A 15203-nucleotide genomic window follows, 5' to 3' on the forward strand; every position below is an offset into this window, starting at 1 on the left:
GTCTCCTGGTCGGATGTAATCATCCTAACACCTTATTTTTTTCACAAATTTGAGAGCGGAATCTCAAATCATATCAAAAATAGACTTCAAGAGCACGTATAGAAATAGTCCAATTCCGAAACTATGTCACCTGAAACTTGCTCATAAAAACATCATTCCACAAAAACTGTGTGCGCTATCGCAGATAACTGCCTAATTTTGCGCGAGATCACTCATCCTCACGCATCCTCCTGGCGGAAAGCGACAGGGGATGAGTTTTTGCCCCTTGTCTGATGGCACACTGGTCAAAAATGCCGCGACAGGAAAAAGGAATGAAACGTACCGCATTAGCCTTTCTGATGTTACCCGCACTGGCGCATGCCGACTGGTCATCGCCAAGGTTTAGCGCATTTAGCGCCGAAGGCACCGGGGTCTTCACCAGCCAGGCAAAGCTTGCGAAGGGTACGCGTCCTCTTACGCTGAGTTTTGACAAGACGTGCTGGCAGCCTACAGGCGCGATAAAACTCAATGAGATGCTGTCGCTCAAGCCCTGTGACGGCACGCCGCCGCAGTGGCGCCTTTTCCGCGACGGTGAATACCAGATGCGGATTGATACCCGCTCCGGCACGCCCACCCTGCTGCTGACGATTCAGAGCGCCGCAGAACAGCCGGTTGCAAACGTCATCCGTCAGTGTCCGAAGTGGGACGGTAAGCCGCTGACGCTGGACGTCAGCCATACCTTCCCGGAAGGCTCCGTCGTGCGCGACTACTACAGTAAACAGACGGCGACGGTGCAGAATGGAAACATCACTCTGCAGCCAGCCGTCAACAGTAACGGCCTGCTGCTGCTTGAGCGCGCCGAAACCGACAGGCCTGCGCCGTTTAGCTGGCAAAATGCCACCGTCTATTTTGTGCTGACCGACCGCTATGCGAATGGTGACCCGGGTAACGACAACAGCTACGGTCGCCATAAAGACGGTATGCAGGAGATAGGCACCTTCCACGGTGGTGACCTCAAGGGACTCGCCGGCAAGCTCGACTACCTGCAGCAGCTGGGAGTGAACGCGCTCTGGATAAGCTCCCCGCTTGAGCAGATCCACGGCTGGGTCGGCGGTGGCACCAAAGGAGATTTTCCTCACTACGCCTATCACGGCTACTACACCCAGGACTGGACAAAACTCGACGCCAACATGGGCACCGAAGATGATTTACGCCATCTTGTCGACGAAGCGCACAAGCGCGGGATCCGCATTCTGTTCGATATCGTTATGAACCACGCTGGCTATGCCACGCTGGCAGACATGCAGGAGTATCAGTTTGGAGCCCTGTACCTGCAGGGTGATGTACTTAAAAAGACGCTGGGAGAACGCTGGACGGACTGGAAGCCGGGCGCGGGACAAAGCTGGCATAGCTTCAACGACTACATCAACTTCAGCGACAAGGCCGCATGGGAAAAATGGTGGGGTAAGAAATGGATCCGTACCGACATCGGTGATTACGATAATCCCGGCTTCGACGATTTAACGATGTCGCTGGCGTTCTTGCCCGACCTGAAAACGGAATCCACCGTCCCTTCCGGGTTACCCAATTTCTATCAACACAAGCCCGATACCCACGCGAAAGCTATTCCGGGCTATACCCCGCGCGACTACCTGACCCACTGGCTCAGCCAGTGGGTACGTGACTACGGCATCGACGGTTTCCGGGTGGATACGGCGAAACACGTTGAGCTTGCGGCCTGGAAACAGCTGAAAGACCAGGCAAGCCAGGCACTGGCTGCCTGGAAAGGCGCTCACCCGGATAAAAAGCTCGACAACGCACCGTTCTGGATGACCGGGGAATCCTGGGGCCACGGCGTCATGCAGAGCGATTATTACCGCCACGGCTTCGATGCGATGATCAACTTTGATTATCAGGAACAGGCGGCAAAAGCGGTGGATTGTCTGGCCGATATGGATCTCACCTGGCAGCAGATGGCGGAGAAGCTGCAAAGCTTCAACGTGCTGAGCTATCTCTCATCCCACGATACTCGTCTGTTCCGAGAAGGGGGCCCGCGCGCGGCGGAGCTGCTTCTGCTGGCACCGGGCAGCGTGCAAATCTATTACGGGGATGAGTCCGAGCGTCCATTCGGGCCGACAGGCTCCGACCCGCTGCAGGGCACCCGCTCGGATATGAACTGGCAGGACGTCACGGGCAAGCAGGCCTTAACCGTCGCCCACTGGCAAACGCTGGGTCAGTTCCGCGCCCGCCACCCGGCGATTGGTGAAGGCAAACAAACCACGCTGTCGCTGAAAGAGGGGTATGGCTTCGTACGTGAACATGATGGCGATAAGGTGATGGTCGTCTGGGCGGGGAATCAGTAGATCATACCCCTCACCCTAACCCTCTCCCCATGGGGAGAGGGGAGGAGCTCCAGAACTATTCACTACACAAACCCACTCCCGCCCTATAAAACAACAAATCCGACCACACCACCCGATTTGCACCAACACGGTGCTAGCGTTATGGTTACCCACTTTCAAAATAAGCTCGACAGATCACCTGCTATGACGTTTTCACTTTTCGGCGACAAATTTACCCGCCATTCAGGCATTACTCGCCTGATGGAGGACCTCAACGACGGGCTGCGCACACCGGGCGCAATCATGCTCGGCGGCGGAAACCCGGCTCAAATTCCGGAGATGACGACCTATTTCCAGACGCTGCTCGCTCAGATGCTGGAAAGCGGCAAAGCAACCGATGCGCTTTGCAATTACGACGGCCCGCAGGGTAAAACCGAACTGCTGGCACTCCTCGCCGAAATGCTGCGTGACGAGCTGGGCTGGGATATCGAACCACAGAATATTGCACTAACAAACGGCAGCCAGAGCGCATTTTTCTACTTGTTTAACCTGTTCGCAGGGCGTCGCGCCGACGGCACCACCAAAAAAGTGCTGTTCCCGCTGGCGCCGGAGTATATCGGCTATGCCGATTCCGGCCTGGAAGAGGATCTGTTCGTCTCCGCGCGCCCGAACATCGAGCTGCTGCCGGAAGGCCAGTTCAAATATCACGTCGATTTTGAACACCTGCATATTGGTGAAGAGACGGGCATGATCTGCGTATCGCGCCCGACTAACCCAACGGGCAATGTGATCACCGATGACGAACTGATGAAGCTGGATGCACTGGCAAATCAGCACGGCATTCCGCTGGTAATCGATAACGCCTACGGCGTACCGTTCCCGGGCATTATCTTCAGCGAAGCACGTCCGCTGTGGAACCCGAACATTGTCCTGTGCATGAGCCTCTCTAAGCTGGGCCTGCCGGGCAGCCGCTGCGGCATCATCATCGCCAATGAGAAAATCATCACCGCCATTACCAATATGAACGGTATTATCAGCCTTTCACCGGGCGGCATTGGCCCGGCGATGATGTGCGAGATGATCAAACGCAAGGATCTGCTTCGTCTGTCGAATGACGTGATTAAGCCTTTCTATTACCAGCGAGTTCAGGAAACAATCGCGACAATTCGCCGCTATTTGCCGGAAGAACGCTGCCTGATCCACAAGCCTGAAGGAGCGATTTTCCTTTGGCTGTGGTTTAAGGATTTGCCTATCACTACCGAACTGCTCTACCAGCGCCTTAAAAAGCGCGGCGTACTGATGGTTCCGGGCGATTATTTCTTCCCGGGACTGGATAAGCCATGGCCGCATACCCATCAGTGCATGCGCATGAACTACGTCCCCGACCCGGAAAAAATCGAAGCGGGGGTTAAAATTCTCGCCGAAGAAATCGAAAAAGCCTGGCTCGAAGGCAATTGTTAAATAATTAGGCTCTTCAAATGAAGAGCCTTATTTTTCCGTGATCTGAATCTTACAATAAGGATATATCCTGTAGCGTTTCATTTATCATCCCCATTGAGTTTTCTTAGGAATATTCCTTTAATTTACGCCCGCTAACTACTCTCTCAATAATTAAGCACCGATTAAACCCCCTAACTTATTGTTATTTTAAATAACCACCTACACCGAAGAAAAATACCTTATTCAGCCACTTTCATGCATATTTAAAAATACTGCATATACTCACTAATACGCCGCTCGGCGTTCTTTTGCGTGGAGTATTCATATGCTACCTAATAATGTTAGTCGCATCAGCGCTATTGCTGTTGCGGTACTGCTCGCGTTCTCTCTTTCTGCCTGTAGTGGAAGCGGTGGCGGATCTCACTCAACAGCCAAAAATAACCCTGCAACGGGAAGCAGCAGCGGCTCAGATGATGGAAGTGGCACAACCGCGAGCAATGGCGGTTCGGGCAGCAACGGATCGGGCACCGGAACGGGTTCAGGTACCGGGACAGGCGCTGGTGGCGGAACGGGTTCTGGTTCAGGCTCAGGCTCAGGCTCAGGCTCAGGCTCAGGCTCAGGGGGCAGTGGAGGAACAACTACCGCAGGCGTAAATACGATACTGGGTGATGCTGGTGAAACCGTGACCAGCGTCGGATCCACTGTGGATGGCCTCGGAAGCCAGCTTCCAACAAATAATCCCGTCACGTCAACCGTTTCAACCACCGTCAGCGGTGTTGGCAGTGCCGTGTCCACCGTGGGGACAGGCGTTACGACTGGCGTTGGCGATCCAAACAACCCGAATGGTGTGGGTACAACGGTTAAAGGCGTGACCACGTCGGTCACCTCCCTCGGCAATACCGTTTCAACGGTAGGCACGGGTCTGGCGAGTTCCACTTCCGGAACACCGGTCAGCGGCGTAACCGGCCTGACGGGCAGCGTGGTAAACAGTACCGGGCAACTGGTCAGTAACACCGGCACGGGTCTCACCAACACGGTAAGCAGCCCCGCAGTCACTCAGGTAACAACCGATACCACGACCCTGGCTAACAAGACGCTGGGCGGAGTACAAGGCGTGACGCAAACCGTAGGCACCACAACGGGTCTCGGCACACCGGTCAACGGTCTGCTGACTCAGGTGGGTGGCACCGTCAGCGGCGTGGGGACCAACATTAGCAGCAGCAATAGCGGGCTTAGCGGTGTCGGTCAGGTCGTTCAAAATGTCGGCCAGACGGTCACGGATAGCGGTACGCTAGTGAAACCCACATCAACCACCGGAGGCAGCGGCTCAGGATCTCTGACGGCCGATGCCAATGTAACAGCCACAAACAATAGCCTGAGCACAACAGTCAATACCACCCTCAATACGCTGACTGCGGGTGTAACGGCCAATGCAGGCACAACCCAAAACACATCTACGACAAACCCGATTAACGGGCTCAACACGTTAACCTCGAGCCTACTGACGCCAAAACAGTAATCCTTTTATTGCCTGTCTGCGCCCCTGGTTCAGGGGCGCTTTATTCAGCGACACTTACCCCAACCGGGGATGACGAACAGGGATTGCGCAATGAAACACCACTTCCTTTTTTCGCTGACGGGGCTGGTTGTGCTGAGCATGGCCCGCGCCGATACTCTGCCCTCTATTATTAACCCCGATAACCCGGCGCAAGTTTCTCGTAACGTTGCCCCCGAACAGACTGAAGCCGTTCAACAGCCGACCGTCAAAATAGAAAAACCGAAGTCAACGCTGACGCCTGAAACGCCCATTACCATTAATCACATTCAGTTTATTGGCGGCACGCGTTATCCCTTGAAGGAATTACTTCATCCCTTCAGACCTTACGCCGGAAAAACCGTGCCGCTAAAAACGCTCACGGGGCTGGTAAACGATATTACGGCGCGCTACAAGGCTGACGGTTTTCCGCTCTCCTATGCCTGGCTGCCCGATAATAATTTCCAGCAGGGCAATATTAAAATTGTTCTGGTTGAAGGCTATGTCGCTCATAGCGACATCACCAGTAATAACCCCCACATCGCTGAACGTCTTAAACGTCTGTCCGAAAAAATCATGGCGGAAAAACCGCTTTCACAGGATACGTTCGATCGCTACAGCCAGCTGATGACGCGCACCCCGAACGTTCCGGTTACGGCTAACGCGCAGTTGCCAACCAATATCTATGGCGCGGCGGCGATGCAAATAACCGGCAACCAGGAGCGGAGCTGGAATATCGCCTCGACAATCGATACCCGTAAAGGGCAAGATTTAATGATGCTGAACGGCACACTCAGCAACATGACAAGCTATGGCGATCAGCTTGGCGTGGCCACGCTTGTGCCGTTAGATAGCAACACGCGAAAAAACTATGTCGGGCTCAACTGGCAGCAGTTTTTAAACGATGAAGGGCTGACGATGCAGCTCAAAGGCAGCTATTACCATGAAGAGCCGCGAGATTTTTCTCCCCTGCTCTCTTTGCCGAATAATATCAGCGTCGATTCGAAGCAAAAAACAACGCAATACAACGGCGGCGTGACGTTTGGCTATCCCCTGCTGCTGACGCAAAAATCACAAATTAATCTGACCAGCGGTTTTGATTACACCGACCGCCAGGATGATTATGCCCTGCAGGCCAGACTGCAAGGAAAAACCTATAGCCTTGACTCTGTCAACCAGCACGCGCGTTATCCCGCCCTGGAAGTCGGCATTAATGGTGCACATCAATTCACAACGGCCAGCATCAGCGGCCGACTTAACGTTCGTCAGGGTATTGATGCGATGGGTGCCGATATCGTCTCGGCCCCCAGGCCCGATATTAATTTTACGCTCACGAAAAGCTATCTGGACGCTGCCTGGCTGTTTGCCGATAAATGGCGGCTATCAACGTCCTGGGAGGGGGGCTGGTCAAACAACACGTTGCCAGAACCCGAACGCGTTAGTTTCGGAGCCCAGCGGTTTGGCCGAGGATATCAGGACAGTGAAGCAAGCGGTGACTACGGCTACGGCGGGCAGGTAGAACTGCGCTATATCCAGATGCGAAAAGAGAGCACCTGGCTTGCCACTATCCAGCCCTACATCCTGGCCGATACCGCGCAAACCTGGTTTAACACCTCCGGCTTGCCTCATCAGCGGCTCGGGTCAGTGGCGGCCGGCGTGATGGTAGGCGATACCCGCCACTATAGCATCACGGTTGAGGCGGCAAGACCCGTCGGGGATGTTCCGACAGACAGTCGCAACAGAGACTGGCGCTACAGCCTGACGTTTACGTGGAATTTCAATAAAATGCAGTAAGCTTTTCAGCCCGAATACTGGCAGGATCAACGCAGCGCAGCGCGTGGGTTGGACAGGCCTCCACGCAGGCCGGTCCGCCTTCGCGCTGCACACATAAATCACATTTCAGCGCTTGTGGCCTGTTTCCCTCCAGCCGTACCTGCATCGCCCCAAACGGACAGGCGACCATGCAGCTTTTACAGCCAATACAGCGCGTCTGCTCAACAAGCCAGGCGCCTGCCGTACGTCTGATGGCATGGGTTGGGCAGACATTGGCACAGGGGGCGTCCTCGCACTGATGGCAACCCACAGCCGTAGTGTAGGCGTCCCCCTTCACCACCCGCAGGCGAGAGGTAAAAGCCTCTGCGGTGAAGTCATCCTGATGCGCGACCGCACAGGCCGCTTCACAGGTGCGGCACCCGATGCATTTTTCCGCATCAGCCATGATAAATCGGTTCATCTGTTACGCCTCTCGTACGTTAAAACCCAGCTCTTTTGAGATCGCATACGGAACGCGGCCGTGGATATCAAACACCAGCTCATCATACATGGCGCTCAGTTCAGTGATGGTGTTCCGCGTCAAAGGTTGGATCTCAACGCCATGTAGATCTTGCCCATTGCGGAGCAGTAGAGAGGCATATGCTGGCCGATTCAGATCCCGGATATGCAGCAGGAACTGCTCGACAGGCACGATCGTAGGCCGGGTAAGGCGAACCTGCCCCCCGGCTTTACCGCATCAGAAACGCCAGGTCAGGCCGGTCATCAGCGCGAAGCTGTCATCGCGGTCGATCATCGGGCTGTTCTTCACGTCGTCAGGCAACACGGTGTAAATCGCGCTGGCGTTGAGGTACAGATTCTGGGTTAACTGATATTTAGCCGCGAGGCCAACGTATGGCGTCCAACTGTCGCCAGCGGTGTATTGATCCAGTCCGGAGCGGCGAGACTCGCTGCCGGATACGCCGTAGTAGTAGTCGTTATAGCTTTCGTCGCTATAGAAAACACCAACAGTAGGTGTCAGGGTCAGGCGCTCCATTTTGATCGGACGGAAGTACGATACCTCGCCCACCACGCCGCCGCTTTCATCCATCGCATCGCCAGAAACGGCCACTTTCAGCGACCCCCAGCTTTCGTGGCGGTAGTACGCCCCGCCGAGGAATGCAGATGCTTTACGCTCATCAAGCTGCTTCATCTGATGGTCGTCGTTGTCATCAGGATCGAAATGCAGTGGCATCCAGGTTGCGGTCAGGCTGAGTTCATTTTTTGCTTCTTTCCACAGGATCCATCCACCCGTGGTCTGGCGAACATAAAAGCGATCGCCTTCGTAGCTAATTAACGGTACTGCGGTAGTATTTTCGTTATAGCCTCTGTAAGGAGACTCATTAAATACAGCCCCCGCTCCAAGTGAAAAATCACCAGCCATGGCAGACGTTGATGCAAATAACGTGGCAGCGATGAGTAAATTGTATTTAATAGTCATTCTATGTAATCCATTTAAATGCCAAACAAGCGAGGCGCATAATAATGGTTACAAAATTGCCAATGCAACGCTGCGGTTTATATAATATTATATATAAAATCATATAGATGGGTGTGCATGATGAGTACATTACAGCTAAAGCCACGCGAATTAAAAATTATCTCCGTCATTGCAGCCACCCACAGCATTGGTGATGCCGCCGCCCTGCTGGGCATGGCGCAGGCCAACGTCAGTAAATATCTGTCTGATTTTGAAACGCGGGTTGGACTCAAGGTTTTTGAGCGCACCACGCGCCAGCTTGCCCTGACCCAGTTTGGTGAAGCGTTGCTCCCTTACGTTAATGCAACACTGGATAAGAACAGCCAGCTTGTGAATTTCATTGCGGATTATAAGCACGAAAAGCGCGGAAAAGTGACGATCTATGCCCCAACCGGCATCGTGACCTACCTGGCGCGACACGTGATCCATCAGATAGAAGACATCGGTGACATTCGCATCTCTTTGAAAACCTACAACCTGGACCGGAATGAATTTTCAGAAGGCGTTTCCTTTCCGGATGACTGCGACATTTTAATTACTTATGCGCAGCCAAAAGACGAAAGTCTGGTTGCCAGCGTTCTGACACAATATTCCGTTACGGCCTTCGCAACCGTGGAATATTTAAATAAACACCCGTTAACGGGACCGGAAGATTTAATTAATCACTCCTGTATTCTCATTGATTCCATGCTGGTTGATGATGCCAACATCTGGCGTTTCCGAGTGCATGGCAGTGATGACGTGCATGACTACCGGGTGACCGGTAATTATATTTGCGACAATACGCAGACGGCTCTGGAGCTGGCAAGAAATAATCTTGGGATTGTTTTTGCACCAAAAGAAAGTCTGAAAAAAGAATTAACGCAAGGGATGCTGGTCCCCTGCTTCCCGCATCAGGAAGAGTGGTGGCTCGATCTGACGGCCATCTTCCGCAAACGCGAATACCAGCCCTGGCGCGTGCAATACGTACTGGATGGGGTTCTGAACTGCCTGCGCCAGCAAATTGCTCAGGCCGTGCATGGACGGCCTGAGCTGGGTGATTAGAACAGCCCCAACGGCTTATCGGAGTAGCTGACCAGCAAACATTTCGTCTGCTGATAATGCTCCAGCATCATCTTGTGGGTTTCACGCCCGATGCCCGATTGCTTATAACCGCCAAATGCCGCGTGCGCAGGATAGGCGTGGTAGCAGTTGGTCCATACGCGCCCGGCCTTAATGCCTCTGCCCATTTTATAGGCCAGATTACCGTTGCGGCTCCAGACGCCTGCTCCCAGGCCATACGGCGTGTCGTTGGCAATCTCCAGCGCCTCCTCCATCGTTTTGAAGGTGGTCACGGCCAGTACCGGTCCGAAAATTTCTTCCTGGAAGACGCGCATGTTGTTTTGACCGAACAGGATCGTCGGCTCCAGATAATACCCGTCCTGCAGATCCCCACCGAGTACCTTACGACGCCCGCCGGTGAGAATATCCGCCCCCTCTTTCTTGCCGATGTCGATGTAGTTGAGGATAGTTTCCAGCTGTCCATGCGAGACCTGCGCCCCCATCTGCGTGGCGTTATCAAGCGGGTTACCGCTGCGGATAGACTCAACGCGCCGAATCGCCCGCTCCATAAAGCGCTCGTAGATGGACTCTTGTACCAGCGCACGGCTTGGGCAAGTGCAGACTTCGCCCTGGTTAAACGCAAACAGCGCAAACCCTTCCAGGGCTTTATCGAAGAAGGCATCCTCTTCCTCCATTACGTCTGCGAAGAAGATGTTCGGGGATTTCCCGCCCAGCTCGAGGGTCACCGGGATAATGTTCTGCGTGGCGTACTGCATGATCTGCTGGCCCACCTCCGTCGACCCGGTAAACGCCACTTTGGCGATCCGTTTTGAGGTAGCCAGATATTCCCCTATCTCCCCGCCCGCGCCGTTAACCACGTTAATCACGCCCGGCGGCAAAAGATCGCCAACGATTTCCATCAGCAGCAGCACCGAGAGAGGGGTCAGACGCGCCGGTTTCAGCACAATGCAGTTTCCCGCCGCCAGCGCGGGCGCCATTTTCCAGCTCGCCATCAGCAGCGGGAAGTTCCACGGTATGATTTGCCCAACGACGCCCAGCGGTTCGTGGAAGTGATACGCCACGGTATCGCTGTCTACCTCGCTTATTCCTCCCTCCTGAGCGCGAATGCAGGAAGCAAAATAGCGGAAGTGGTCAATGGCCAGCGGCACGTCTGCCGCCATCGTTTCCCGTATCGGCTTGCCGTTATCCCAGGTTTCAGCCGTCGCCAGCAGCTCCAGATTCTGCTCCATCCGATCGGCGATTTTGAACAGGATCGCCGCCCGGTCCTGCACGGAGGTGTGAGCCCATTTTTCTTTCGCTTTGTGCGCCGCATCCAGCGCCAGGTCGATATCACGCTTGCCGGAGCTGGCAATTTCGCACAGCGGCTGGCCGGTAACGGGAGTAAGGTTGGAATAGTATTCGCCGTCGACGGGAGCTACCCAGTCGCCGCCAATAAAGTTGTCATAACGAGGCTTCAGCTTGAGGGGAAAACCATACTCGCCGGGCTGGATACGCGATGAGGGAGGATTGTTTGTCATGACCGTCTCCTTGCTGTTGGTGTACAACAAGGGTAGTTCCGGCTGGCGATTTTCTCGCCAACCGATAACGGCGTTTACGACGGGGGTCACGGAGTTTCAGGAAATAATAACGAATCGCGTAATAAATGATCGTTACCGCGACGGCGGGTAAAGCCGATGCGGTTGAAGTATTCCAGGATCTGGATCGCCAGCTTGCGCCCCACGTTCAGCCGATCGCGGAAATCCGCTGCGCAGGTCGAGCCGCGCGCCTGATCCAGCTCGCGGATCAGGTTGGCAAACGCCACAATACGATCGTTACGGTAATAACGATCTTTCACGATCGCGACTATTAGCCCCTGCTGCGCCGCATGGCGCAACACCTGCCGCATCAGCTGCTCTTCGGTATTCGTTTCGCGGGCCAGATCCCGAACCCACCACGGCTCATCGCCAAACATCGGGGCGGCTTTTTGCCATATGGCCTCTTGCTCGGCGGTGAACCCGGCCTTGTGATCCGGCAGATGCAGCCAGCCGTGGTGGCTTTTGATCGCCCCGCTTTCGCGCATGTTTTCAATCAGCAGCAGCACCAGCGCATCGTCTTCCATCGGCAGCGCCATGCGCCGCAGACGCTCACGGCCCGGGCCAGGCTCGTCCTGATGCTGTTCGTGGTAAGTCGCAAGCGTGTTCAGTATCTTACGCTGCCATTGCGCAGCAACCGGGGCATTGAGCAGGCTGTCTCCAGCCTGAATAAAGCCCGGCTCCTGAGTCAGCTGCCGTAAGCCTTCCCCGCTCAGCTGGCGTGCCCATGCAAAATCACGCAGGCTCACCGCTCCGCGATCGAGGTGTACCCGCAGCGCGGCGTTATTCTCTCTGGCCTGCGCCAGCGCGGCCAGCCACTGCAGATATTCCGGCTTACGCTTGCCGCGTCGGGGTGGGTTAAGCGCCACCACGCGCGCCCCGGCAAGCGTTTCCCTTGCAGAAATGTCACGCAGAACCAGACGATCGTTGTCTGCCAGCCAGAGCGGTGAATCGAATACCAGCTCGGCGAGATCGTTTTCCAGCAGCGACACGCGCCCGGTGATATGGCTGGCCGCGTGGTGAATATGCAGCGGCTGCCATTGAGTCAGCGGCATGAGTGTCTGCAGGGAGACAATCACGCGTTCAGACGGTTCCGGCGGGGCATCGGCCAGCAGCCAGTCGCCGCGATTAAGCTGCTCTTTTTCCGCATCCCCGGCAATGTTCAGCGCGATACGCTGCCCGGCGTGGGCGCGGTCTGCGGGCTGGTTTTGCGCATGTAAGCCGCGCACGCGCATCGGTTTGTTCACGCCCGTCAGCCAGAGCGTATCACCGACGTTCACTTCGCCGCTCAGCGCCGTACCAGTCACCACCAGTCCCGCGCCTTTCACGGTAAACGCCCGATCAATGGCCAGGCGGAAACGATGATGGCTGGCGTGAGTGCGTGATGAAAGGTGCTGTAAATGGTGGCGAAGTTCGTCGATACCGCGCCCTTCCGTCGCCACGGTGACAAATAGCGGTGCATCGGAAAAACCATACTCCCGCAAGGTCGCCTGTACCGTTTCGCGCACCTCGCTGACGCGTGCGTCATCCACGCGATCGGCTTTGGTCAGCGCCACGGTCAGCTGCGGGTTATCGGTCAGCTGCAGGATCGCCAGGTGCTCGCGGGTTTGCGCCATCACGCCGTCATCGCAGGCCACCACCAGCAGGGCATGATCGATGCCGCCCACGCCCGCCAGCATGTTGGACAGAAACTTTTCATGCCCCGGCACATCAATAAAGCCCAGCACGCGGCCATCAGGCTGGGGCCAGTAGGCATAGCCCAGATCGATGGTCATACCGCGCTTTTTCTCTTCCGGCAGGCGGTCGGCGTTTACGCCGGTAATGGCCTGCAGTAACGTGGTTTTTCCGTGGTCAACGTGACCGGCGGTGGCAATAATCATTTCAACAACATCTCCAGAAATCGCTCTTCATCTTCAAGGCAGCGCAGATCCAGCCACATCCGGCCATCGTAAATCCGCCCGATCACCGGCGTCGACAAATTACGCCAGCGCGACGACAGGGCTTCAAGGTGGCTGCCGCGCCCGTCGCGCGGGGTGAACGTCAGCGCTTCACTCGGCAGCCTGTCCACCGGCAGCGAACCGCTGCCAATCTGCGACTGGCAGGGCTCAATGCGAACGTCAAAATCAGAGTAGTGCGCGGCTATGCGCGGCAGCAGAAGTTCGGCCTGGGCGCGAATCGAGGCGGCATCACGGCTTAACAGGCGCAGCGTGGGCAGGCGGTCGGCCAGTTTTTCCGGGTGGAGATAGAGCCGCAGCGTCGCCTCCAGCGCGGCAAGCGTCATTTTATCGGCGCGCAAGGCGCGCTTGAGCGGATGCTGCTGCAGCTGCGCAATCAGCTCGCGCTTGCCGACGATAATCCCGGCCTGCGGCCCGCCCAGCAGTTTGTCGCCGGAAAAGCTGACCAGGCTAACGCCCGCCGCAATCATCTCCTGCGGCATCGGCTCTTTTGGCAGCCCGTACAGGCTCAGATCCACCAGCGAGCCGCTGCCGAGATCGGCAATCACCGGTATGTTCAGTTCGCGCCCAATCGCCGCCAGCTCCGCCTCTTCAACCGTTTTGGTGAAGCCTTCAATATGATAATTGCTGGTGTGGACCTTCATCAGCAGGGCAGTATTTTCATTTACCGCCGCGCGATAGTCTTTCGCATGGGTACGGTTGGTGGTGCCCACTTCATGCAGCGTACAGCCCGCCTGGCGCATCACGTCCGGAATACGAAACGCTCCGCCAATCTCCACCAGCTCGCCGCGGGACACCACTACCTCTTTGCCGCTGGCGGTGGCCGCCAGCATCATCAGCACCGCTGCGGCGTTGTTATTCACAATGCAGGCATCTTCCGCACCGGTCAGCTGGCACAGCAGCTCCGCCAGCGCGTGGTCGCGATGCCCGCGTCCGGCGCCGTCCAGATCGTACTCCAGCGTTACAGGCGCTTGCATGGCCTGCACGACGGCGGCAACGGCCTCTTCCGCCTGCTGGGCTCGCCCGAGGTTGGTATGCAGTACGGTACCGGTCAGGTTAATCACCGGGCGTAACGCGCTTTGCACCTTCTCATCCAGCCGCTGTTCAACTTCCTGCTCCCACGCACTGCACCAGTCGGGCAAGGCGTTTTCTGCCTGAATCGCGCAGCGGGCTTCGTCCTGAAGCAGGCGTAACATTTCCACCGTCGCGGTATGGCCGAAGCGCTCAACAACAGCATGAATGCGGGGCTCGCGAAGGAGACGGTCGGTAGCGGGGATCTGGCTGTACAGCGAACGATGAGTAGTCATGAAAGCGCCTGGCGAGTAAATATCTTCCCCCCTCCCGACGGGAGAGGGAGTTAACATGTAGAGGGATTGTACCGCCTCCGACGCCGAAGTGTTATAACCCGCGTCAAGCCTTTGGCGGTTCTGTACGGGCAAAGCTCTCGCGGCTAAAAAGCGTGTCTGCAAGCTTCACCAGCAGCGGACGGTCGACGCACCAGCCCGGGGAGACGTGGCGGAAGTTGAGATAGCCAATCGCGCAGGCGATGGCGATGGTCCCCAGGTTCAGGCTGTCGGTGTCGATCTTTCCCTCCCGGATAAGCTGTTCACACCTGTCCAGGCTGCGGCTGATTTTTTCCCGCTGGCGTAACAGTTCCGTTTCCGACTGCTGGGCAGCGGGCCTTGCCTGTTCCCGTACGGAGGTTAATGCCGCATCCATAATACCGTCGGCCAGGGCTTCAATTTGCTTCACCGCCAGCGCCGCTTTTGGGTCAGCCGGCAGCATTGCCGGGGCAACGCCCAGCAGCTCGATATACTCCGCAATAATCGGGGAATCGAACCAGTACTCGCCCTCGTCCGTGACCAGCGCCGGGACCTTCCCCAGCGGGTTGTACTGCGCGACGCCGTTTTCCGCGTTGTAGGGTTGTTCATTAACGAATTCAAATTCAATCCCCTTCTCCAGCAGGAGAATCGAGATTTTTCGCACGAAGGGACTGGTATAGCTGCCGATGAGTTTCATTGCCTGATCCTT

At 56.1% G+C, this 15203-nt stretch carries 12 protein-coding genes and 1 pseudogene; 6 read left to right on the forward strand and 7 right to left on the reverse strand.

From position 1 onward, the window contains the following. The first annotated feature begins 311 nt into the window (after positions 1-311). From F0319_RS14575 to F0319_RS14595, 5 genes are all read left to right on the forward strand, one after another. Positions 312-2342: an alpha-amylase gene (locus F0319_RS14575; protein WP_149367254.1), complete on the forward strand. Its 2031-nt coding sequence runs from the start codon at positions 312-314 to the stop codon at positions 2340-2342. 183 nt (positions 2343-2525) lie between these two features. Next, a complete protein-coding gene (gene avtA, locus F0319_RS14580) occupies positions 2526-3782 on the forward strand; it encodes a valine--pyruvate transaminase (RefSeq protein ID WP_111964330.1) in 1257 nt (418 codons plus the stop codon). A 317-nt stretch (positions 3783-4099) separates the two neighbouring features. Next, positions 4100-4414, forward strand: a complete 315-nt coding sequence (locus tag F0319_RS14585) for a hypothetical protein (RefSeq protein ID WP_149367255.1) — start codon at positions 4100-4102, stop codon at positions 4412-4414. 29 nt (positions 4415-4443) lie between these two features. Further along, positions 4444-5280, forward strand: coding sequence for a collagen-like triple helix repeat-containing protein (locus tag F0319_RS14590; protein ID WP_240168103.1), 837 nt, complete (start codon positions 4444-4446; stop codon positions 5278-5280). 90 nt (positions 5281-5370) lie between these two features. After that, positions 5371-7089, forward strand: coding sequence for a ShlB/FhaC/HecB family hemolysin secretion/activation protein (locus F0319_RS14595; protein WP_149367256.1), 1719 nt, complete (start codon positions 5371-5373; stop codon positions 7087-7089). On the opposite strand, the gene F0319_RS14600 is transcribed toward F0319_RS14595, so the two are convergent. The 3 genes and pseudogenes from F0319_RS14600 to F0319_RS14610 form a co-directional block, all read right to left on the reverse strand. After that, positions 7073-7528: a 4Fe-4S dicluster domain-containing protein gene (locus tag F0319_RS14600; RefSeq protein ID WP_111964327.1), complete on the reverse strand. Its 456-nt coding sequence runs from the start codon at positions 7526-7528 to the stop codon at positions 7073-7075. The genes F0319_RS14595 and F0319_RS14600 overlap by 17 nt on opposite strands. Positions 7529-7531: 3 nt before the next feature. Beyond that, positions 7532-7719, reverse strand: a pseudogene (locus F0319_RS22550) (IclR family transcriptional regulator domain-containing protein); the annotation flags it as partial. An 85-nt stretch (positions 7720-7804) separates the two neighbouring features. Continuing rightward, the gene (locus tag F0319_RS14610) at positions 7805-8545 is read right to left on the reverse strand and encodes a MipA/OmpV family protein (protein ID WP_149367257.1); all 741 of its coding nucleotides are present in this window, start codon (positions 8543-8545) and stop codon (positions 7805-7807) included. A gap of 117 nt (positions 8546-8662) precedes the next feature. On the opposite strand from F0319_RS14610, the gene F0319_RS14615 reads away from it, so the two are divergent. Continuing rightward, a complete protein-coding gene (locus tag F0319_RS14615; RefSeq protein WP_111964325.1) occupies positions 8663-9628 on the forward strand; it encodes a LysR family transcriptional regulator in 966 nt (321 codons plus the stop codon). Here the strand turns inward: F0319_RS14615 and aldB are convergent. The 4 genes from aldB to F0319_RS14635 form a co-directional block, all read right to left on the reverse strand. Next, positions 9625-11163: an aldehyde dehydrogenase AldB gene (aldB, locus tag F0319_RS14620; protein WP_149367258.1), complete on the reverse strand. Its 1539-nt coding sequence runs from the start codon at positions 11161-11163 to the stop codon at positions 9625-9627. The genes F0319_RS14615 and aldB overlap by 4 nt on opposite strands. Positions 11164-11249: 86 nt before the next feature. After that, entirely contained in the window at positions 11250-13097 is a 1848-nt protein-coding gene (gene selB / locus F0319_RS14625; RefSeq protein WP_149367259.1) for a selenocysteine-specific translation elongation factor, read from the reverse strand. After that, positions 13094-14479, reverse strand: a complete 1386-nt coding sequence (gene selA, locus F0319_RS14630) for an L-seryl-tRNA(Sec) selenium transferase (protein WP_149367260.1) — start codon at positions 14477-14479, stop codon at positions 13094-13096. Before selA ends, selB begins: the two co-directional genes overlap by 4 nt. Before the next feature lie 103 nt (positions 14480-14582). Continuing rightward, positions 14583-15191 (reverse strand): glutathione S-transferase, encoded by a 609-nt coding sequence (locus F0319_RS14635; protein WP_111964321.1) that lies wholly within the window; start codon positions 15189-15191, stop codon positions 14583-14585. Between the last annotated feature and the right edge of the window lie 12 nt (positions 15192-15203).

The organism is Enterobacter vonholyi (genome assembly GCF_008364555.1).
Classification (GTDB): domain Bacteria; phylum Pseudomonadota; class Gammaproteobacteria; order Enterobacterales; family Enterobacteriaceae; genus Enterobacter; species Enterobacter vonholyi.

Excerpts from the sequence above, each read along its gene's own strand:
- selA (WP_149367260.1), bottom strand. The coding sequence starts at position 14,479 with ATGACTACTCATCGTTCGCTGTACAGCCAGATCCCCGCTACCGACCGT.
- aldB (WP_149367258.1), bottom strand. The coding sequence starts at position 11,163 with ATGACAAACAATCCTCCCTCATCGCGTATCCAGCCCGGCGAGTATGGT.
- selB (WP_149367259.1), bottom strand. The coding sequence starts at position 13,097 with ATGATTATTGCCACCGCCGGTCACGTTGACCACGGAAAAACCACGTTA.
- F0319_RS14635 (WP_111964321.1), bottom strand. The coding sequence starts at position 15,191 with ATGAAACTCATCGGCAGCTATACCAGTCCCTTCGTGCGAAAAATCTCG.
- F0319_RS14615 (WP_111964325.1), top strand. The coding sequence starts at position 8,663 with ATGATGAGTACATTACAGCTAAAGCCACGCGAATTAAAAATTATCTCC.
- F0319_RS14600 (WP_111964327.1), bottom strand. The coding sequence starts at position 7,528 with ATGAACCGATTTATCATGGCTGATGCGGAAAAATGCATCGGGTGCCGC.
- avtA (WP_111964330.1), top strand. The coding sequence starts at position 2,526 with ATGACGTTTTCACTTTTCGGCGACAAATTTACCCGCCATTCAGGCATT.
- F0319_RS14575 (WP_149367254.1), top strand. The coding sequence starts at position 312 with ATGAAACGTACCGCATTAGCCTTTCTGATGTTACCCGCACTGGCGCAT.
- F0319_RS14585 (WP_149367255.1), top strand. The coding sequence starts at position 4,100 with ATGTTAGTCGCATCAGCGCTATTGCTGTTGCGGTACTGCTCGCGTTCT.
- F0319_RS14595 (WP_149367256.1), top strand. The coding sequence starts at position 5,371 with ATGAAACACCACTTCCTTTTTTCGCTGACGGGGCTGGTTGTGCTGAGC.
- F0319_RS14610 (WP_149367257.1), bottom strand. The coding sequence starts at position 8,545 with ATGACTATTAAATACAATTTACTCATCGCTGCCACGTTATTTGCATCA.